Origin of the sequence: Haloferax sp. DFSO52, from assembly GCF_048158745.1 — an archaeon.
Lineage (GTDB): Archaea > Halobacteriota > Halobacteria > Halobacteriales > Haloferacaceae > Haloferax.
In genome coordinates this window covers 1,785,651-1,803,873 of the sequence record NZ_JBLOPB010000001.1, presented here as the reverse complement: position 1 = coordinate 1,803,873, position 18,223 = coordinate 1,785,651, and the positions used below count along the sequence as shown (strand labels likewise).

The following is an 18,223-nucleotide window of genomic DNA, read 5'->3' as shown; positions in this document are numbered from 1 at the left end:
CACTGGCATGAGTTCGCCGGGGATGCCAGCCGGGAGTGACGACACTATTCCGCAGCACCAACGAGCAAGCAAGGTCTCACGCTCCCTGATAGATACTTCCGTGAAGTTCGATATCGACCCGTAGCCGGTGAGAAAGACACTGAAGTCGGTAGATTCCGGACTCCTGACTGGCCTCGCTACCGAAACTGTGTGCCGTACACCGCTCTATTTTCTATAGCAACTAGGGGTTTATCAGTCGTCTCTCGCTCACTTCTCACACACTGACAGGCCGGGGTAAGGTCAATATGGTGTCAGTCGTATCACAGACTATGGACCGCCTCGAAACCCCGCCCCTCCACCGACTCATGAGGTCTCCTGCCGGCCGTCTCCTCACTTCCCGGCCGTTCGAGACCGTCAAGACCCGGTCGCTCCCCCGCGAACTCGCCGTCGTTCGTGCCCGTGCTGCTGCCGACGTCGCACTCAGCGAGGGGCCCGAAGCGTATCTCCGAGAAGTCGACGCACCACCTGCCCCGCACCTCCACGACAGAATCGAACGCGCCCTCGCTCAGTACGCGAGTGTCCGAGCGGCGTACGACGAGACGATGGAGCGCTGGAACAGCGTCTTCTGGGGCGGGTACGAGTCGCTTCCTGACGAGCGCGTGACTATCGAGCGTGACCGCCGAGAGATTGCACAGCGCCGTGCCAAACCGACCGATATCTTCGGCTTCCTGCCGAAAGAGCATCTCGTTCCGGCCGTCAAATTCGAGACACCAGACCCGGACGATGCGCGCTCACGCTGGCACCACGAACTCGCCGAACCCGAGCGCCTCTACGGATTTACCGAATCCCGCGCGAGCGAAGAGTTCCCCCGAGTCGAACGTTCAGCGACCGTTCGTGGACCGGGAACTGTCGAATTCTTGCTTCGGTTCAGCTCGCCGTCGCCCCACATCAGCGACGACGCCAGTGCTCGGGTGTACGAACCCGCCGAATCGGACGGAAACCTGCCGACTATCGTCTTCCACTCGGGGTGGGGAGTGTTCGACGACCAACTCGTCTACTGGCCCGAAGAGGAGTACCTCGCCCGGGAAATCGCGCCCCACGGCTACCGAGTCATCCTTCCCGATGCGCCGTGGCACGGCAGGCGCGAATCCCTCGGGTACTACAGCGGCGAACCGTACCTCGCACGCGCGCCCGTCGGTCTCTTCACGCTCTACTCGGCGGCGGCGCTCGAAACCGGCGTCCTCGTCGACTGGGCGAGAACCGAAGGCGCGCCTGTCGTCGGTGTCGGCGGCGTCAGTCTCGGCGGCACCATTGCGCTCCACGTCGGTGGTCGGTGTGGTGACTGGCCCGAGTCGATGCGACCGGACCTCCTGTTCCCCGTCGGCGCACCCGGTGCGATCGACCAGACACTCCTTTCGGGGACGCTCACACCACTCCTCGATATCGACAACGAACTCGACGCTGCAGGCTGGTCTGGGCGACGACTCCACGAGTTCGCTCCGCTGTTGAACCCACCGAAGACGCCGCACATCGCGCCAGAACACGTGTTCACGTTCGTCGGCACGCGCGATGGAATCGCCCCCACGCGGACGGCCCGAGCGCTCTTCGACGAGTGGCAAATCCCGAGTCCGAATCGTCACGAATGGGACTGTGGGCACTTCGGCGTGCTGGGGAACCTAATCCGTCGCGATGAGTTCCAGTTGACGGTCGAACGAGAACTCGACCGTGCAGCACGCGGCGAACGGACGAGAACTGTCTCGGTCTGAGGCGACGGTGCGAAACCAGGTGCGGTAGAAAAGCCGCGTGGTGGCCGGTCTGCTTACCTGCCGTCGAGGAAGTCTGGTTCGACGCGTTTTTCGTCGTATTCTGCGCGGAGGTGGTCGCGGAACTCCTCGACGCTCACGTCCTGAGCTTCACGCTCTTTGCGGTCACGCACCGAGATGGTGCCTGCTTCTTCCTCGTTGCCGCCGACGATGACCATGTACGGGACGCGGTCCGTCTGTGCTTCGCGAATCTTCCGGCCGAGCGTCCACGAGCGGTCTTCGATTTCGACGCGGAAGTCACCGAGTTCGTACTGCAACTTCTTGGCGTAGCCAAGCTGGTCGTCCGAGATGGGCAGGATACGGACCTGCTCGGGAGCGAGCCAGAACGGGAACTTGCCGTTGAAGTGCTCGATGAGCACCATGAAGAAGCGCTCGTAACTGCCGTAGAGCGCGCGGTGAATCATGACCGGCTGGTGGTCTTCGTTGTCTTCGCCCGTGTACGTCAGGTCGAAGCGGTCGGGCATGTTGAAGTCGAGTTGGACCGTCGGGCCGTCCCACTTGCGTCCGAGGGCGTCCTTGAACGCGAAGTCGATTTTCGGCCCGTAGAACGCGCCATCGCCGGCTTCGATGCCGTAGTCGATGCCGCTGTCGTCGAGGACGGCACGCAGTTGCGTCTCGGCTTGCTCCCAGATTTCGTCGCTGCCGACGGATTTCTCCGGGCGCGTCGCGAGCGCGACTTCCGCATCCAGACCGAACGTATCGAAGACGGTCAGGATGTTGTCGATGATGAGGTTGATCTCGTCTTCTATCTGGTCGGGACGGACGAACAGGTGGCCGTCGTCGATGGTAAAGGCCCAGACGCGCGAGAGGCCGGAGAGTTCGCCGCGCTGTTCTTTGCGATACACTTTGCCGTCTTCGAAGTAGCGAACCGGCAGGTCACGGTACGACCACGACTTCTGGTCGAAGATGGTCGCGTGACCGGGGCAGTTCATCGGTTTCAGGCCGTACTCCTCGTCGTTCACGTCGAGGAGGAACATGTCGTCGACGTAGTTGTCGTAGTGACCCGACTTCTTCCACAGTTCCGTCCGGAAGAGATGCGGCGTCTCGACGGGGTCGTACCCGGCGTCGAGGTTGAGTTGTCGCGCGTAGTCGGCGAGTTCGTCGAGGATGCGCTTGCCGGCCGGCATGTATAGCGGCAGGCCCGGGCCAGTCGTCTCGTCGATGGCGAACAGGTCGAGTTCCTGTCCGAGTTTGCGGTGGTCGCGCTCTTTGGCCTCTTCGCGCATCTCGAGGAAGTCTTCGAGGTCGGATTCGGACTCGAAGGCCGTCCCGTAGACGCGCGTGAGCGTGTCGTTCTCCTCGTCGCCGCGCCAGTAGGCGGCCGAGATGTTCAGCAGTTTGACCGCGCCGATGTCACCCGTCGATTCGACGTGCGGGCCCTTACAGAGGTCCTCGAACTCGCCTTGCTGGTAAAACGAGAGTTCGTCGTCGCCGGCTGCCTCGGTCTCGAGGATGTCGCGCTTGTACGGATTGTCGGCGTACTTTTCGAGTGCCTCGTCGCGGTCGACGAGCACGCGCTCGATGTCGAGGTCCTCCTCTATGATGTCGCGCATCTCGTCTTCGATGGCTTCGAGGTCCTCCTGTTCGAGTTCGACGCTCGTCACGTCGTAGTAGAATCCGTCGTCCGTCCACGGACCGATGGTGAGTTTTGCCTCGGGGTGGAGACGCTGGAGTGCCTGTGCGAAGACGTGGGCCGCCGAGTGGCGAAGCACGTCCAGATATTCGTCGGACTGGTCGGTGACGATGACGAGGTCCGCGCCGTCTTCGAGCGGCGTCTCTTTGTCTACGAGTTCGCCATCGACGACGCCCGCAACGGTGTCCTTGCCGAGACCGGGGCCGATTGCGAACGCGGCGTCTCGCACCGTCGCACCCTCCTCGACGGAGAGTTCGGACCCGTCTGGGAGGATGACAGCGATTTCACTCATACGCGCACGAAATCGACGGGGGGGAATAAGTGTTGTTGAGACGGGCACGAGAGACGCCTCGGAGACCCCGAAATCGTGTAAATTGCTAACACTCGAAGCGGTCGATTTAGCTGGTTTTCTGCCGGGTCCGACTGCACAGACCCAAAGTACCAATTGGGATGCATCCCATGCAGGGGTATGCGACTTTCTCGACAGAGTGGCGTCTTCATGCATATCACGTCGCTCCCCGGTCCGCACGGCATCGGTGACCTCGGTGCCGGTGCCCGTCAGTTCGTGGACTTCCTCGCCGATGCCGACCAATCGATGTGGCAGTTCTGCCCGCTCGGACCGACGTCACCCGTGATGGCCAACTCTCCGTACCAATCGTCGTCGTCGTTTGCGGGCAACCCGCTCTTCGTCGACCTCACGGACCTGTTCGAACGCGGATGGTTGACCGAAGACGACCTCGAACCAGTCCCGGAGTTCGACGACCACACGGTCGAATACGAACGCGTCGGCAACTACAAGCGCTCTCGTCTACGCACCGCATTCGAGCGGTTCGAGTCCGACGCCAGCGAAGACGACCGGACCGCCTTCGACGCGTTCTGTGAGCGCGAAGCGGGATGGGTAGAAGAGTATGCGCTCTTCGCCGCGCTCAAAGACGAGTTCGAGGGTGCGTGGATAGACTGGCCCGAGGAGCTGAAAACACGCGACGACGACGCGCTCGCCCGCGCCCGCGAAGAACACGCAGACGAGATTCGCTACCGGAAGTTCGTCCAGTTCTGCTTCGACGACCAGTGGCACGCCCTCGCGGACTACGCAGACGAGAAGGGTATCACCCTCGTCGGTGACCTGCCGATTTACGTCGCCCTCGACAGCGCCGACGTGTGGGCCGCACCAGAGGCGTTCGACCTCACGGACTCCCACGAACCGGCCGTCGTCGCTGGCGTGCCACCGAACCCGAACGACTCCGGGCAGCGCTGGGGGAACCCCCTGTACGACTGGGAAACGCTTCAGGAAACTGGCTATGGCTGGTGGCTAGACCGTCTTCGTCGTCTGTTCGACCTCGTCGATGTCACCCGAATCGACCACTTCAAAGGCTTCGACGAGTACTGGGCCATCGACGCCACCTCGGACAACCCAGCTGACGGTGAGTGGCGAGACGCCCCGGGCCACGACTTCTTCGAGACGGTCGAACGCGAGTTAGGCGAACTTCCGTTCATCGTCGAGGACCTCGGGTTCCTCGACCCATCGCTCGTGGACCTCCGCGACCGATTCGCCTTCCCCGGGATGCGCGTTCCGCAGTACGCCGACTGGTGCAGCGAAGGCGACATGTACCAACCGATGCACTACCCCGAGAACTCGGTCGCCTACACCTCGACGCACGACACCGACACGTTCGTCGGCTACTACCAGAGTCTCGATGACCACACGCGCGACTGCCTCCACTACAACATCGGAGCCGACGGGTCGGAGATACACTGGTCTATCATCGACGCCATCTGGAACTCACCGGCCGTCATCGCCTTTACTACGATGCAAGATATCCTTGGCCTGGACTCACACGCCCGATTCAACACGCCGGGAACGCAGACCGGCAACTGGGAGTGGCGCATCACCGCCGATGGACTCGACGCAGGTGTCGCCGGCCGACTCGCAGAACTGACGGACTTGCACATCCGCAACTGATGGACTTGCACATCCGCAACTGATGGACTTGCACATCCGCAACTGATGGACTTGCACATCCGGTTGTGAGGCTACCCACCTTCGCACCGGCCTTCCGTCGGTGGTTATCTCGTCTGCGAGCGTACGCTCTTTCATGGACACAGACGAGAACGCGGCCCACAGCAGTACGCACGAAATCGACGTCGAAGTAGCCGAGCGACGACTCCTCCCGCCGCTCGAACGGATTCTCAGCACCGACGCGAAGACCGTGTACGGTGACCCAGTCACCGTCGGTGAGAAGACAGTCATCCCCGTCGCTCGTCTCAGATACGGCCTCGGCATGGGCAGTGGCTCTGGCCCCACGGAGGCCAGCGACGACGTGAGCGAAGGTTTCGGTGGCGGTGGCGGTGTGATGGCGTCACCGCTCGGCGTCGTCGAGGTGACGCCCGACGACACGCGATTCGTCAGCGTCGGCACCGACCGACGCGTTGCTGGGCTCTTCGCGCTCGGCCTCATCGCCGGTTTCGTGCTGGGCCGTCTCCGCCGGCGCTAAATCGAACACGATGGCACGTCGGTAAGCCATCCGCAACGACACGTCGGTAAGCCATCCGCAACGACACGTCGGTAAGCCATCCGCAACGACACGTCGGTAAGCCATCCGCAACGACACGTCGGTAAATCGACCACGGCGGCACATCACACCACGGCTACACCTTTTTGGGTCGTCCACTCGTGGGAAGTGGTATGTCTCGCCGTCTTGGGCTCGGTTCTTTCATCACTGGCATTCTCGCTGCAGTTCTCGCTGGTCTCGTTCGGGCGACGACCCCACTCTCCAACATCGCCGTTCCCAACGCCGACATGCTTCTCGCGAAAGGACTGTCGGCAGTCGCAGTCGTGTTGGTCACCTACGGAATCTACCGACTGGTGATGTCGGTCTTCGTCTCGCGTATCTCCGACAGACGCCGAGCGCACGACCTTCGGAACGTGCTCAGACTGACGGTCGGACTCATCGCACTCGTCGGCGTCCTCGGCGCGTTCACCGACCAGTGGCTCGGCGTCCTCGTCTCCTTCGGTGTCATCGGGTTCGCCATCACGTTCGCCCTCCAGCAACCGATTCTCTCGCTCATCGGATGGGTCTACATCGTCATCAAACGCCCCTACGCCGTCGGTGACCGCGTCACCATCGCCAACGTCTCCGGTGACGTTACCGAGGTGGATTTCCTCGTCACGACGCTCTGGGAGACTGGCGGCCAACTCACCTCGAACCAACCCACTGGGCGGACCGTCACCGTCCCGAACTCGCTCGTCCTCTCGTCGGAAGTCGTCAATCACGGTGCGCTGTTCGACCGTGTGTGGACAGAAGTCCCCGTTCAGGTCTCCTACGAGACAGACATCCCGTTCGTCCGGGACATCATGCTCGACGCGGCCGAAGAAGAACTCGGCGCCGAGACGCGCGCGGCCCTGCGTCGGTATCAAGCCCGTCTCGATGCGTCGCCGTTGAACCTGCGGGTTCCAGAGAGTCCGACGGTCAACATCTCGCAGTCGGAGTCGTGGGTGGTCCTCACGCTTCGTGTGCTCGTTCCACCGACTGGCGCACAGAGTGCGCGAAACCGACTGTACGAGCGCATCTTCGCACGTCTCACTGACCACCCTGACCGCGTCAGTTTCCCTCTGGGTCGCAATCGCTGAGACGCAGCGGGTTCGGTCCCATCTCTGCTGCGTCGTCGTCATCGAAACCCGCAAATCCCCCGCGACCAAGGTGGAACCGATGGAGACGGGTGTCATCGACCTCGCGGAGATAGACGGCGCGTTCGACCTCCAGTCCACCTTGGAGAGTGGCCAGACCTACCTGTGGGACCGCCCCGACGGCCGGATGTACGAACGCGATGCGGCGTACGGCGGCGACGCGTGGTACCAGACCGTCGTCCCACCGCTCGACGGTGTCTCAGACGAGACGGCCGTCGTCCGCGCGCGACAGACAGACGGCGTGCTGGAGTGGGAGTCGACTGTCGATGCGGTCCCGATTCTGACGCACCTCCTCCGCCTCGACGACGACCTGGACGCAATCGTCGATGCGATGCCGGACGAACCGCTCGTGCGCCGGGCGTACGACGCCTATCCAGGGATGCGACTCGTGCGCGACCCGCCGTTTGGCTGTCTCGTCTCGTTTATCTGCTCTGCCCAGATGCGCGTCTCGCGAATCTTCGGCATGCAAGCGCGCCTCCGCGAGACGTACGGCGACCCAGTCGAGTTCGATGGCGACACCGTCTACGCGTATCCGACTGCTGAGCGCCTCGCAGCGACCATCGAAGACGAACTCCGCGAACTCAGCCTCGGGTATCGAGCTCCCTACGTCCAGCGAACTGCCGAGATGGTCGCGTCGGGCGAGGCGACGCCGTCGGAGGCGCTCGGGCGAGCGTACGAGGACGCCCGCGACTATCTGACGACGTTCGTCGGGGTCGGTGACAAAGTCGCGGATTGCGTGTTGTTGTTCTCGCTCGGCTATCTCGAAGCCGTGCCGCTCGACACGTGGATTCAGAGCGCAATCGACGAGCATTATCCCGACTGCGACCGCGGCACCTACACGGAGACGTCGCGGGCGATTCGTGAGCGACTCGGCGGTGCGTACGCGGGATATACACAGACGTACGTGTTCCACTACCTCCGGTCAGGCGGCGAGTGAGACGACACCGCGTCGAATAGTGGCAAGAAGGTTGATACCTCTCGCGGCACAACTTTACGGTGATGATGGACTGCAGAGTCGTCGTCGAGGCAGCGGTCCCTGTGTACGACGTGGAGACCGAGGACGAGGCGATTCGTATCGCCATCTCCAAAACGGGTGAGATGCTCAACCCGGACCTCAAATACGTCGAAATCAACATGGGGTCTCGCGTCACTCCAAACGGTGAGTCACTCCCTCCAGCGTTCATCGCCGCAGACGAAGCCCTCGTCGCGCTCGAACTGGAGATGACCGTCTTCAACGTCGAACAGGAAGAACACGCCTCTCGAATCGCGCGCAAAGAGATCGGGCAGCGCCTCAAAAACATCCCGCTAAAAGTGCTGTCTGTCGAGATACTCGACGACGAATCGACGAAAGCGGACGGGGAGGGTGACGACGAAGAACTCATCCCTGACTTCGACGACCTGGTCGAAGACCGGTAATCGACCACGCGGATTCTCTTTCGGTTTAGGCTTGCGTTAGCGTGGCTTCGCTCTCGCGTGTCATCAGTTCGGCAGAGACAGTGCTATCGCTCGTGTATCGTTGCTTCGTAGGGGAGAACGCGTTTCTCTTGTTCGTTGGTTCAGTCAGCTTGTGCGGCGACGGGTTCTGGTTCGGCGTCGCGCATAGCTCCGGTGATTCCTTTTGCCAGTTTAAACACGGCTGCTTTGTGGTCCGTCTTAGATTTGTGGATGGACGTCGGTCGAACACCGAGCGTATTGTACTCGGAGAGTTCGATGTCTTCGTCTTCCCACGCTTCAATCTGTGTGTGTACCTCTGCGAGCAGGCCGTGCAGGTGGATGAGTTCCTGCTTCTTCATGAGCAAACCACGCTTGATACCGAGGGGATATAGTATTATCTTGAGTCACGTTAGCATCCGTCCCCCTTAAACGGCAGATTACCGGCGTCTCAGGCAAAATTACTGTTCGAAGGCTTTCAATTAGTTTGGTGATTTCGGGTTCAAATCGTAATTTGGCCGGAAAAATACTGAGTACTTTATACCAGTATGTAGTGCGCGCAGTACACAGGGTCGTGAGTATTTTACGCACCGACTAATGTACAGAGACGTATGGACTACGACGAACAACTGGAACGGGCGCTCTCGGAAGCACCCGACGTGAACGACGGTGGCGACCGGTTTACCGTCCCCGACCCGGTCGTTCGCCACGAGGGGAACGTGACGGTCTACGAAAACTTCGCCGAGACGCACGACCGTCTCGCGCGCGACGCGAGCCATCTCCAGAAGTTCCTCCAGTCGGAGTTGGGAACGAGCGCCCAACTCGACGACACGGGACGTGTCCGGTTCACCGGCGACTTCAAACAGCGACGAGTCGCGGCCGCACTCGACGAGTACGTTGAGTCGTTCGTGTTGTGTAGTGAGTGTGGGTCACCGGACACGAAATTCGTCACTCAACAGGGTGCCACGGTGATGAAGTGTGAGGCGTGCGGTGCGCTCTCAGCACTCCCTGACGAATAACGAAGACCTCCAGTTTACACTTCTAGTCGAACTGCTTGAGCGTCTGGAGGTCGCGCTCTGTCCGCATGAATTCGGCAGTACGCCGTGTTGCTCCACAGGATTGACACGAGAAATTGTCCCTATGAGCCGGGAGTGACGTCGGATTCGTCTCCCAGTCTTTTCCACATTCGGGGCATAAGAGCCGGACGAACGCTTCGACCATACCCAGATATGCTCCGGGAGCCCGGATAAATCTTGTTACGAATTAGCATATTAAAAAACCGAATGGGCCACCACGACCCCACCGCGAACGCTCAGGCGAACAGGTTTCCGTCCTGTACTTCGAGGAGTTCTTTGTAGCGGTTGCGAATCGTGACTTCTGAGATATCTGCGACCGACGAGACTTCGCTCTGGGTCACTTTCTCGTTGGTGAGCAGCGCGGCTGCGTAGACGGCGGCGGCGGCGAGGCCGACCGGCGACTTCCCTGAGTGGACGCCCGTCTCCTTTGCTCCACGGAGCAGTTGTCGGGCCTGGCGTTCCGCTTCGTCGGAGAGGCCGAGTTCACTGGCGAACCGCGGGACGTACTGCTCGGGGTCTGCAGGCTTGATTTCGAGTTTCAACTCACGGACGATGTAGCGGTACGTCCGGGTGAGTTCCATCTTGTCGACCCGGGAGACCTTCTCCAGTTCGTCGAGGGAACGGGGCGTCCCAGCCATGCGCGCGGCGGCGTAGAGGGACGCGGTTGCGACGCCTTCGATGGACCGTCCGGGGAGCAGGTCGTCGTTGAGGGCACGGCGGTAGATGACCGAGGCCGTCTCGCGGACGTTCTCCGGTAGACCGAGGGCCGATGCCATGCGGTCGATTTCGCCGAGCGCCTGCTTCAGGTTGCGCTCTTTGGAGTCGCGGGTGCGGAAGCGTTCGTTCCACGTGCGGAGGCGCTGCATCTGCTCGCGCTGTCGCGGCGAGAGGGACTTGCCGTAGGCGTCCTTGTTCTGCCAGCCGATGTTGGTCGACAGCCCCTTGTCGTGCATCATCTTGGTCGTCGGCGCGCCGACGCGTGACTTGCTGTCTCGCTCTGCGGAGTCGAACGCGCGCCACTCCGGGCCGCGGTCGACGACGGTGTCTTCGACGACGAGACCACAGTCGCTACAGACGGTTTCGCCGTGGTCGTCGTCGTGGACGAGCTGGCCGCTACATTCTGGGCAGATCTGGTCTTCGTCTTGCTGTCGCTCTTTTTGTGTTCCCTTTCGGGATTTGAGGTCTCGGGCCTTTGCGTCAGTTTCGTACGTTCGAGTGGTGGTGGTGTCGCTCATTTTGAGTGTCGGCTCGACCCGTGTCTGCCGGTAGGGGATACAGAAGACGAAAGAATAATCCGGCGGGGACGTGCCTTACCCGTAGTAAGCCCGAAAACTACTTAAAGGTTTCGCCGATTGTGTGTGCCGCAATCGCATGATGTAGTGCATTTGATGGGCGCGCGAGGGCACCACTGGACGTTCTTGATGATAAATCAGTAGGTATATCTCTTTCGTCCAGTTACAGCCAGTTCTCCCGTCGAAAGTACACCAGCAGGATAGCCGAGACGATGGCCATCCCGAGCATCGTTGCGACGTATCCGTACTCCCAGCCGAGTTCGGGCATGTTGAAGACGGAAACCGCAGGGTCGAAGTTCATCCCATAGATGCCGACGACGAGCGTCAGGGGGAGGATGATAGTTGCGACGACGGTGAGCGTCTTCATCACTTCGTTGGTCGACTGGGAGAGGGTGTTCAGGTAGATGTCGCGTGCGCCCCGTGCCAGGTCCCGGTAGGTCTCGGTGAGGTCGACTAGTTCCACGAGATGGTCGTAGACGTTCCGATAGTACTTCTCAGTCACCTCACGAACGTGGTCGGGGTCGCCGCGAGAGAGAATGCCGGCGGCCTCACGAGTCGGCCACACCGTCTTTCGGAACGAGAGCAGGTCGCGTCTGACCGCGTTCAGCCCTTCGAGAACGGCCGGGTCTGGTCCCTCGAAGATGATGTCTTCGATGGTCTCTATCTCTTCTCCAACGTCGTCTAACACCTGGAAGTAGCCGTCGACGATGCGGTCGATGATACGGTAGGCGACGAAGTCGGGACCGAACCGCAGTATCCGTGACTCACCGGATTCGACGGCGTCCCAGACCCGATTTACCGACGGCAGTTCGCGCCGCGTCAACGTGACGAGCCAATCGTCACCGAAACAGAGACCGACTGGCCTGGTCAGCACTTCTTCTTCGAATATCTGGTCGCCCGCCCTGAGCGTGGCTACACGGACGAGTGCGAACGTGTAGTCGTCGTACATCTCCGTCTTCGGCCTGACGTCGTTGCGAACGTCTTCGACTGTCAGCGGGTGGATACCGAACGTTTCTGCCACGCGGTCGAACTCCGCTTCGTCGGTTGCGCGGACCCACGTCGTTCCAGCGGCGTCTCGTGCGTCGGCCAGGTCGCCGTCGTCGAAGTTCGTCACGCCGCCGTCGTCGTAGACGACCGCAGAAATCATGTGTCACCGCCGACGGCCCAGAGTGTAATCCCGACCATGACGGCCGTCACGGAGAAGGCTCGACCGGGGTACGCGGCGACTGTCCCGACGACGTAGGCGACGACACCGAGGACCGTCGTGGCGATTCCTGTCGTTCGCACGCGAGTCATAGCAAGATGGACCCGGGCCGGCGAGAAAAAGTCTCGCCCGATGACACACTAAACTGCGGAAGGGAAGGCGGAAGAAACGAGTGTGCGAACGTCCGTCCGTGAGTGATTACGCTTCAGACGGATGTTCGATAGACCGCATCATCTCGAGGATGCTGTCTTCTTCGCCACTGAGTTGCTGTGGGTAGACGCCGATGCTGACGATGAAGTCCTCGTTGTGCCTGACTTTGGTCACGTGGACGTACACGTCGACCTGTCTATCGTTTGCGAACGTCGCTTTGGCGCTGTACTTCGTCACGTTCGCCTGTTCACCCAGAATCTGGACGTTTCGAGAGTTCACCTGTTCGACGTCGGTTAGTCCCCGGTACTGACTCTTGACGAGGCCGATCAACTGGTCGTTAGAGTAGTCGCCGATGGGGTTCAGGGTCTCGCCAGCGACGTCGACTGCTGGCGTCGAGATGACGCTGAAGACGCCGAGTTTCGCCTCGAAGAAGCCGAGGTCTATCTTCTTTTCGTACGTCGTGATGTGGTTGCTGGCGACGACGCGTGGTTCCTGCCCGGCGACGTTGAACGTCCGGTTAACTTCGAACGTCTGCGTTCCGTTCGTCTCGTACCCGGCATTGGACGCCACAGTCGCGTCGGTTGCAGCGGGTTCAGATTCGAACGTGAGCGACTCGTCGCCGGTGAGCACGCCGAGACACCCACTCGTGAGAACGAGCGCTGCGAACGCGAGTGCAGCGAGAGCGTGTTTGGAGGCCATTACCCCGGTCTTCCGTCTCGCTGGCTATAAGTTCGGTGGCTTTGTCAGTCAGTGATTCCACGAGATTCGTTCTCCCGGCGGAGGACACGCTTGCTGTAGACGTAGTACGCTGGCACGACGAACGGGAGCGCGAAGGCCGAACCGAACCAGAGATGCCGGGAGAACCCCCAGTCGATTCCCTGACTGCGGAGCGAGTTGATGTCCGCGCGGATGAGCCCAGCGTAGAACAGGTGTGTGACGAGATAGACGGCGAACGCCGGTTGGGGGCCGATGAACAGCGAGACGGCGGTGAAGATGACGAACCCGATCGCGTAGATGACGGGTAAGATACCCCGGTATCGGCCGCGCGCCCGGCGGTCTTTCTGTTGCCGTTCGCGCTCGACCTTCCTCCCACGACGGTACTCGTCGGCACTCATGTACGCACCGTGGCAGTCACACCGAAAAAATGGTTCGTTCCGTCGAACAGCACCCGTCAGCCGAGATACTTGACCTCGACTTCGTGGTGAACGTCGCGCATCGGGAGCACGACGCCGTCTCGGAGGTGGTTCCGGACTGACTGTCGCCACTCGGCGACTGCGTTCGTGTGTCGCTCGTGGTGAGTCTCCAGTTCGTAGGGGTCGGGGCGTGTCTCGTCGACTTCGGGATAGGAGGGGGCAGTCGGTTCGAGAAACAGCTCTGGGTCGAAATGCAACGGCTGGGGAGTCGTATAGTCGGTGGCCTCTCCACCGGTGAGGTGGATTCGTGCTCGTTCACGGCGGTAAAAGGGCGGTGTCACGCGAAGAACGACGTGTCTGTTCGCACGCCGATTGGCTTCGAGTGCAGAGACGAGGTCGTCGGTGGTCACTGCAATCGAGCGAACGACAGTCGGGTCTGCCGACCCGTGCGTCTCGGTCAACCGCCGGCGCGACGTCGGCCACTCAGCGGCGCGGGCCGAAGTTCGCCGCTACACTCTGGACATGTCGCACGGTACGACGCGGCGCTCACAGTCGTCTCACACTCACGACAGACGTACGATGGCCTCTCCATCGTCAGGTGGTAGGAGAGTGAGTGTGTTAAACTTTGCCACGGTGAGTGGAACCAAATCAGACGACTACAGGTCCGTGCCCTTTTACCTGAGTGCGGCGCAACCGGCCACCATGACAGATGCATGGTTCGCCGGCGCGAACCCAGACGACCCCGCGTCCGGGGCTCGACACATCCGTGAGGGGCGCGCAGACGCCCCCGCGGATTGGCCGAAATCGGCCATCGAGGAGGGGTTCGCCGCCGACGAAGACGAGTACTACGAGAAACTTCGAGCGGCCGCACTCGCCGCCGCACGCGAGGCCGTCTCCGAACGCGAGCGTGCAGACGACAGACAGCTCGCACACGCTGTTCGCTCGATGGACGACGCCGAACGGACGGCGAACGAACTCGCCGAGCGTGTCGTCGAGTGGGCTGGAACGCTGTACGAAGACGTGCCACGCGGCCTCGACGGCGTCCGCGACATCGCCGCCCGCGAGCCGACGACAGCGGCGGAAGAACGCGTCGTCTCGTACGCGACGCGCGCCGTCGACTTACTCGACGAACGCGACGAACTGCAGACGTTCATCGAAGAACGCGCGCCGACGATTGCACCCAACCTCTCTGAGATGGCCGGTCCGGTCCTCACTGCACGCCTCATCTCGCTCGCTGGTGGACTCGACAAACTGGCCAAGTCGCCGAGTGGGACCGTGCAGGTTCTCGGTGCCGAAGACGCGCTCTTCGCACATCTGAAAGGCCGCGCGCCCTCTCCGAAACACGGCGTCATCTTCACACACGAGTACGTTAACGGAACGCGCCCGCAGGACCGTGGGTCCGCCGCCCGCGCGCTCGCCGGCAAACTCTCTATCGCCGCCCGCATCGACTACTATTCGGGTGACTACCGCCCCGAGATTCACACGGAACTCGCCGAACGGATGGCGACGATTCGCGCCCGCGCCGAGGAGGGAGACGAATGAGTGCAGACCTCCCCGAAGGCGTCGAACGCCGAACCTTCGACGGGCGCGAACGACTCTCGACGCAGGGACCGCCGGTGTACGGCGAACCAACCGATACTGACGGGTGGCGCGCGTGGGACGCCAACCGGTCGAAACTCGGCGGGATGCTCGAACTCGGCATGGACCCCGGCCTCGTCGGTGGCGAGACAGTTCTCTACCTCGGTGCCGCGTCGGGGACGACTGTCTCACACGTCGCCGATTTCGCCGGGCCAACGTACGCAGTCGAGTTCGCACCACGCCCGGTCCGTGACCTCGTCGCCGTGGCCGAAGCGCGCGACAACCTCTTTCCCCTCCTGAAGGACGCACGCGACCCGGCGTCGTACGCGCACGTCGTCGAGGCCGACGTCGATTGTCTCGTGATGGACGTTGCGACGCGCGGACAGGCGACTGTCGCCGTTCGCAACCGGCAGTTCCTTGCTGACGACGGGCGTCTCTTGATGGCCGTCAAAGCACGAAGCGAAGACGTGACTGCAGACCCTGACGACGTGTTCGACGACGTTCTCGACGAACTCGAAGCCGCGTACGACATCCTCGAAACTGCCAGATTAGACCGCTTCCACGCTGACCACCTCGGCATCGTCGCCCGTCCGAAGTGACGATTCGGCCGCATTTCGTTGCGAATTTTCGACAGGAGTTGTGCGACGCGCTCGCCGCCGTCCAAGACGTTTTTAATTAGGGGCCACCAACGCGGTTGCGATGGAACTAGGGTCGGCGGACGCCTTCGATCGGATGGGTACACTCGGCATCGAAGAGGAGTTCTACATCGTCGATGCCGATGGCCGCCCAACCTCGGGAATCGACGACTTGGTCTACGGACCGGAACCTCCAGAACCACTCTCTGGACGACTCGACCACGAACTGTTCGAGTTCACGATCGAGACACAGACGCCTCGTCTCGACGACCCGAGCGACGTTGCCGACGCGGTGACGGCGGTCCGCGAGGCACTCGTCGAACACGCGTCGAATCACGGTTATCGTATCGCTGCGGCGGGACTCCACCCAGCGGCGAAGTGGCGAGAACTCGACCACGCGACGAAACCCCGATATCAGGCGCAACTCGACCGAATTCAGTACCCACAGCACCGAAATACGACCGCCGGGTTACACATCCACGTCGGCGTCGACGACCCGGACAAAGCCGTCTGGATTGCCAACGAACTTCGGTGGTACGTCGGCCCGCTGCTCGCGCTCTCGGCTAACTCACCGTTCTGGAACGGGTTCGACACGGGTCTCTCATCTGCGCGCGCCAAGATTTTCGAGAACCTCCCGAACACCGGGATGCCGACGGCGTTCGACGATTTCGAGGATTTTCTGACGTTCGAACGCCGGATGGTCGAGTACGGGTCGATAGACGACCGAGGAGAACTCTGGTTCGACGTGCGCCCGCACACGGGACACGGCACTGTCGAAATTCGCACGCCGGATGCACAGACTGACCCACAGCGGGTCGTCGATTTCGTCGAGTACGCCCACGCGCTCGTCTTGGACCTCGCAGACCAGTACGAGTCGGGCGAATCAGGGCACGAGATACGACGTGAGATACTCGACGAGAACAAGTGGCGGGCGACGCGACACGGACGGGATGCGAGTTTCATCGCGCCCAACGCCGAGAGCGTCGTCACCCTCGAATCGTTCGTCGAATCCGAGTCTGAGCGCCTCGGTGTCGATGGCCTCTACTCACTGTTCGACGCCGAGTCCGGGACCGATATTCAACGACGCATTCACGACGAGTCGGGTCTCGACGCGCTGTGTGAGTATCTGACTCTCGATTAGGTTGACGCACGTCTCAGACGGGTGGGAGACACGACATACGAAACACGATACACGCCACACGCCACAAGCCACACGACATACGAAATACGATACACTGCCGGGCCGCTCACGAACGCGACGGAAAACCTTTTTAGCATCTGTGATTTGACCTTTCCCGTAACACAAATGTCTGCGAACGAGAGCACTGAGGCACAAGCCGAATCGGCAGACGAAAGCGAATCTCAGAAGCCAGCAGACTACGCTGTCTCGGAGTTCGACGACGGCCTGGTCGACGTACTCGCGTGGGTTCTCGACACCGAGACGCGCGCACGAATTTACGTCTTCCTCCGCCAGCACCCGTACTCGACGAGCGACGAAGTCGCAACGGGGACGGGACTGTATCCGAGTACGGTCCGCGAAGCGCTCGCGGAACTCACCGACGACGAAACTGTCGAGCGACGAAAGCGGAAGAGTTCGGGCGCGGGGAACAACCCGTACGAGTACGTCGCCATCGCACCGAGCGAACTCGTCAGGGGCATCACGAGTCAGGTACAGTCGCAGTTGAACGCGGTGTTCAATCTCGACCGCCATCTCGGCGCAGATGGGTCCGAGGAAGTCGAACCTGTCACGATTACCGTCCGCGAGGAGTAGCGGGCAACACGGTCTGTACCGTCCGCGAGAGGCAATCGATGTTAGTCTAACCCGACCCGCTTAAGTTACGGGGCGACTACGGCGAGAGTATGCACGTCGCGTTGGGCGGGACGTTTGACCCTGTCCACGATGGACATATCGCGCTCTTCGAGCGCGCGTTCGAGTTGGGCGACGTCACGGTTGGTCTCACGAGCGACGAACTCGCACCGAAAACCCGACACGTCGACCGATACGTTCGGCCGTTCGAACAACGAAGGGCGGACCTCGAAGCCGAGATTCGACCGCTCGCGGAGGACCACGGCCGCGAGTTCGATATTCGCGTCCTCGAAGAACCGACGGGTATCGCAACCGAACCGGGCTTCGACATTCTCATCGTCTCTCCGGAGACGAAAGCCGGCGGCAACAAAGTCAACAGTATCCGAAAAGCGCGCGGACTGAAACCGCTCCAAATCGAGGTCGTCGACCACGTTCAGGCCGAAGACGGCGACCGTATCTCGTCGACTCGCATCGTGAGTGGCGAAATCGACCGGCACGGAAACCTCACACCGAATCGCGAGGGGCGGGGGCGGACCCCACCCGACACGAGCGAATGATTTTCTGACTCGGGCGTCGAACTACACGTATGCGTTTCCCGCTGCTAACCAGTTTCGTGGTTGGTATCGTCGCCGCCCTCCTCGTCGGCATCACAGTCACCGAGATAGCCTCGCAGTGGATATTCTTCTCACTGTTCGTGGGAATCCCTGCGGGCGTCGTCGCCGGCGTCGTCGCCGTCGCCGTCACCTACGCGGTGCTCACTCGACGCGGTACCTCGACGGCCGAGGCGGCCGATTGAC

The 18,223-nt window shown here is 61.5% G+C and carries 22 protein-coding genes; 13 read left to right on the top strand and 9 right to left on the bottom strand.

The genetic code is table 11. From position 1 onward, the window contains the following. Nucleotides 1–308 precede the first annotated feature (308 nt). Nucleotides 309–1,745 (top strand): alpha/beta hydrolase, encoded by a 1,437-nt coding sequence (locus ACK3SC_RS09440; RefSeq protein ID WP_416839863.1) that lies wholly within the window; start codon nt 309–311, stop codon nt 1,743–1,745. Nucleotides 1,746–1,798: 53 nt separating this feature from the next. On the opposite strand, the gene thrS is transcribed toward ACK3SC_RS09440, so the two are convergent. Then, on the bottom strand, nt 1,799–3,727 hold the full coding sequence (gene thrS / locus ACK3SC_RS09435; RefSeq protein ID WP_416839862.1) for a threonine--tRNA ligase: 1,929 nt from the start codon (nt 3,725–3,727) through the stop codon (nt 1,799–1,801). A gap of 177 nt (nt 3,728–3,904) precedes the next feature. On the opposite strand from thrS, the gene malQ reads away from it, so the two are divergent. The 5 genes from malQ to ACK3SC_RS09410 all read left to right on the top strand — a co-directional run bounded on the left by malQ (nt 3,905) and on the right by ACK3SC_RS09410 (nt 8,536). Beyond that, nucleotides 3,905–5,395, top strand: a complete 1,491-nt coding sequence (gene malQ / locus ACK3SC_RS09430; RefSeq protein ID WP_416839861.1) for a 4-alpha-glucanotransferase — start codon at nt 3,905–3,907, stop codon at nt 5,393–5,395. 133 nt (nt 5,396–5,528) lie between these two features. Continuing rightward, nucleotides 5,529–5,927 (top strand): GerW family sporulation protein, encoded by a 399-nt coding sequence (locus tag ACK3SC_RS09425; RefSeq protein ID WP_416839860.1) that lies wholly within the window; start codon nt 5,529–5,531, stop codon nt 5,925–5,927. A 191-nt stretch (nt 5,928–6,118) separates the two neighbouring features. Beyond that, the gene (locus ACK3SC_RS09420) at nt 6,119–7,063 is read left to right on the top strand and encodes a mechanosensitive ion channel family protein (protein ID WP_416839859.1); all 945 of its coding nucleotides are present in this window, start codon (nt 6,119–6,121) and stop codon (nt 7,061–7,063) included. A gap of 79 nt (nt 7,064–7,142) precedes the next feature. Next, nucleotides 7,143–8,057: a DNA-3-methyladenine glycosylase family protein gene (locus tag ACK3SC_RS09415; RefSeq protein WP_416839858.1), complete on the top strand. Its 915-nt coding sequence runs from the start codon at nt 7,143–7,145 to the stop codon at nt 8,055–8,057. A 65-nt stretch (nt 8,058–8,122) separates the two neighbouring features. Further along, on the top strand, nt 8,123–8,536 hold the full coding sequence (locus tag ACK3SC_RS09410; protein WP_416839970.1) for a DUF555 domain-containing protein: 414 nt from the start codon (nt 8,123–8,125) through the stop codon (nt 8,534–8,536). Nucleotides 8,537–8,676: 140 nt separating this feature from the next. Here the strand turns inward: ACK3SC_RS09410 and ACK3SC_RS09405 are convergent, their stop codons facing one another. After that, entirely contained in the window at nt 8,677–8,913 is a 237-nt protein-coding gene (locus ACK3SC_RS09405) for a UPF0058 family protein (protein ID WP_416839857.1), read from the bottom strand. Nucleotides 8,914–9,162: 249 nt separating this feature from the next. Here ACK3SC_RS09405 and ACK3SC_RS09400 point away from each other — a divergent pair, with 249 nt between their 5' ends. After that, entirely contained in the window at nt 9,163–9,570 is a 408-nt protein-coding gene (locus ACK3SC_RS09400; protein WP_416839856.1) for a translation initiation factor IF-2 subunit beta, read from the top strand. A 22-nt stretch (nt 9,571–9,592) separates the two neighbouring features. Here the strand turns inward: ACK3SC_RS09400 and ACK3SC_RS09395 are convergent, their stop codons facing one another. The 7 genes from ACK3SC_RS09395 to ACK3SC_RS09365 form a co-directional block, all read right to left on the bottom strand. Next, complete coding sequence (locus ACK3SC_RS09395) at nt 9,593–9,772, bottom strand: hypothetical protein (protein ID WP_082682085.1); 180 nt, start codon at nt 9,770–9,772, stop codon at nt 9,593–9,595. Between the two features lie 91 nt (nt 9,773–9,863). Then, complete coding sequence (locus ACK3SC_RS09390; protein ID WP_416839855.1) at nt 9,864–10,862, bottom strand: transcription initiation factor IIB; 999 nt, start codon at nt 10,860–10,862, stop codon at nt 9,864–9,866. A gap of 220 nt (nt 10,863–11,082) precedes the next feature. Further along, nucleotides 11,083–12,066, bottom strand: coding sequence for a magnesium/cobalt transporter CorA (gene corA / locus ACK3SC_RS09385; RefSeq protein ID WP_416839854.1), 984 nt, complete (start codon nt 12,064–12,066; stop codon nt 11,083–11,085). Continuing rightward, nucleotides 12,063–12,215 (bottom strand): hypothetical protein, encoded by a 153-nt coding sequence (locus ACK3SC_RS09380; RefSeq protein ID WP_416839853.1) that lies wholly within the window; start codon nt 12,213–12,215, stop codon nt 12,063–12,065. Before ACK3SC_RS09380 ends, corA begins: the two co-directional genes overlap by 4 nt. A gap of 106 nt (nt 12,216–12,321) precedes the next feature. Then, complete coding sequence (locus tag ACK3SC_RS09375) at nt 12,322–12,972, bottom strand: DUF6517 family protein (RefSeq protein WP_416839852.1); 651 nt, start codon at nt 12,970–12,972, stop codon at nt 12,322–12,324. Nucleotides 12,973–13,016: 44 nt separating this feature from the next. After that, nucleotides 13,017–13,388, bottom strand: a complete 372-nt coding sequence (locus ACK3SC_RS09370; RefSeq protein ID WP_416839851.1) for a hypothetical protein — start codon at nt 13,386–13,388, stop codon at nt 13,017–13,019. A 56-nt stretch (nt 13,389–13,444) separates the two neighbouring features. Further along, nucleotides 13,445–13,867, bottom strand: coding sequence for a hypothetical protein (locus tag ACK3SC_RS09365; protein ID WP_416839850.1), 423 nt, complete (start codon nt 13,865–13,867; stop codon nt 13,445–13,447). A 241-nt stretch (nt 13,868–14,108) separates the two neighbouring features. Between ACK3SC_RS09365 and ACK3SC_RS09360 the strand changes: the two genes are divergently transcribed. From ACK3SC_RS09360 to ACK3SC_RS09335, 6 genes are all read left to right on the top strand, one after another. Continuing rightward, nucleotides 14,109–14,948: an NOP5/NOP56 family protein gene (locus ACK3SC_RS09360; RefSeq protein WP_416839849.1), complete on the top strand. Its 840-nt coding sequence runs from the start codon at nt 14,109–14,111 to the stop codon at nt 14,946–14,948. Further along, nucleotides 14,945–15,583 (top strand): fibrillarin-like rRNA/tRNA 2'-O-methyltransferase, encoded by a 639-nt coding sequence (locus ACK3SC_RS09355; protein WP_416839848.1) that lies wholly within the window; start codon nt 14,945–14,947, stop codon nt 15,581–15,583. Before ACK3SC_RS09360 ends, ACK3SC_RS09355 begins: the two co-directional genes overlap by 4 nt. A 100-nt stretch (nt 15,584–15,683) precedes the next feature. After that, nucleotides 15,684–16,760 (top strand): glutamate--cysteine ligase, encoded by a 1,077-nt coding sequence (locus ACK3SC_RS09350; protein ID WP_416839847.1) that lies wholly within the window; start codon nt 15,684–15,686, stop codon nt 16,758–16,760. A 165-nt stretch (nt 16,761–16,925) separates the two neighbouring features. Then, nucleotides 16,926–17,390 carry a winged helix-turn-helix transcriptional regulator gene (locus ACK3SC_RS09345; RefSeq protein WP_416839846.1) on the top strand — a complete coding sequence of 155 codons (465 nt, stop codon included), beginning with the start codon at nt 16,926–16,928 and terminating at the stop codon, nt 17,388–17,390. An 89-nt stretch (nt 17,391–17,479) separates the two neighbouring features. After that, the gene (locus ACK3SC_RS09340; protein ID WP_416839845.1) at nt 17,480–17,983 is read left to right on the top strand and encodes a phosphopantetheine adenylyltransferase; all 504 of its coding nucleotides are present in this window, start codon (nt 17,480–17,482) and stop codon (nt 17,981–17,983) included. Nucleotides 17,984–18,012: 29 nt separating this feature from the next. Continuing rightward, nucleotides 18,013–18,222, top strand: a complete 210-nt coding sequence (locus ACK3SC_RS09335; RefSeq protein ID WP_416839844.1) for a hypothetical protein — start codon at nt 18,013–18,015, stop codon at nt 18,220–18,222. Nucleotide 18,223 lies beyond the last annotated feature (1 nt).

What these genes read in the sequence shown, in the direction of transcription:
- ACK3SC_RS09440 (WP_416839863.1), top strand. Translation starts at nt 309, where the DNA reads ATGGACCGCCTCGAAACCCCGCCCCTCCACCGACTCATGAGGTCTCCT.
- thrS (WP_416839862.1), bottom strand. Translation starts at nt 3,727, where the DNA reads ATGAGTGAAATCGCTGTCATCCTCCCAGACGGGTCCGAACTCTCCGTC.
- malQ (WP_416839861.1), top strand. Translation starts at nt 3,905, where the DNA reads ATGCGACTTTCTCGACAGAGTGGCGTCTTCATGCATATCACGTCGCTC.
- ACK3SC_RS09425 (WP_416839860.1), top strand. Translation starts at nt 5,529, where the DNA reads ATGGACACAGACGAGAACGCGGCCCACAGCAGTACGCACGAAATCGAC.
- ACK3SC_RS09420 (WP_416839859.1), top strand. Translation starts at nt 6,119, where the DNA reads ATGTCTCGCCGTCTTGGGCTCGGTTCTTTCATCACTGGCATTCTCGCT.
- ACK3SC_RS09415 (WP_416839858.1), top strand. Translation starts at nt 7,143, where the DNA reads ATGGAGACGGGTGTCATCGACCTCGCGGAGATAGACGGCGCGTTCGAC.
- ACK3SC_RS09410 (WP_416839970.1), top strand. Translation starts at nt 8,123, where the DNA reads ATGGACTGCAGAGTCGTCGTCGAGGCAGCGGTCCCTGTGTACGACGTG.
- ACK3SC_RS09405 (WP_416839857.1), bottom strand. Translation starts at nt 8,913, where the DNA reads ATGAAGAAGCAGGAACTCATCCACCTGCACGGCCTGCTCGCAGAGGTA.
- ACK3SC_RS09400 (WP_416839856.1), top strand. Translation starts at nt 9,163, where the DNA reads ATGGACTACGACGAACAACTGGAACGGGCGCTCTCGGAAGCACCCGAC.
- ACK3SC_RS09395 (WP_082682085.1), bottom strand. Translation starts at nt 9,772, where the DNA reads ATGGTCGAAGCGTTCGTCCGGCTCTTATGCCCCGAATGTGGAAAAGAC.
- ACK3SC_RS09390 (WP_416839855.1), bottom strand. Translation starts at nt 10,862, where the DNA reads ATGAGCGACACCACCACCACTCGAACGTACGAAACTGACGCAAAGGCC.
- corA (WP_416839854.1), bottom strand. Translation starts at nt 12,066, where the DNA reads ATGATTTCTGCGGTCGTCTACGACGACGGCGGCGTGACGAACTTCGAC.
- ACK3SC_RS09380 (WP_416839853.1), bottom strand. Translation starts at nt 12,215, where the DNA reads ATGACTCGCGTGCGAACGACAGGAATCGCCACGACGGTCCTCGGTGTC.
- ACK3SC_RS09375 (WP_416839852.1), bottom strand. Translation starts at nt 12,972, where the DNA reads ATGGCCTCCAAACACGCTCTCGCTGCACTCGCGTTCGCAGCGCTCGTT.
- ACK3SC_RS09370 (WP_416839851.1), bottom strand. Translation starts at nt 13,388, where the DNA reads ATGAGTGCCGACGAGTACCGTCGTGGGAGGAAGGTCGAGCGCGAACGG.
- ACK3SC_RS09360 (WP_416839849.1), top strand. Translation starts at nt 14,109, where the DNA reads ATGACAGATGCATGGTTCGCCGGCGCGAACCCAGACGACCCCGCGTCC.
- ACK3SC_RS09355 (WP_416839848.1), top strand. Translation starts at nt 14,945, where the DNA reads ATGAGTGCAGACCTCCCCGAAGGCGTCGAACGCCGAACCTTCGACGGG.
- ACK3SC_RS09350 (WP_416839847.1), top strand. Translation starts at nt 15,684, where the DNA reads ATGGAACTAGGGTCGGCGGACGCCTTCGATCGGATGGGTACACTCGGC.
- ACK3SC_RS09345 (WP_416839846.1), top strand. Translation starts at nt 16,926, where the DNA reads ATGTCTGCGAACGAGAGCACTGAGGCACAAGCCGAATCGGCAGACGAA.
- ACK3SC_RS09340 (WP_416839845.1), top strand. Translation starts at nt 17,480, where the DNA reads ATGCACGTCGCGTTGGGCGGGACGTTTGACCCTGTCCACGATGGACAT.
- ACK3SC_RS09335 (WP_416839844.1), top strand. Translation starts at nt 18,013, where the DNA reads ATGCGTTTCCCGCTGCTAACCAGTTTCGTGGTTGGTATCGTCGCCGCC.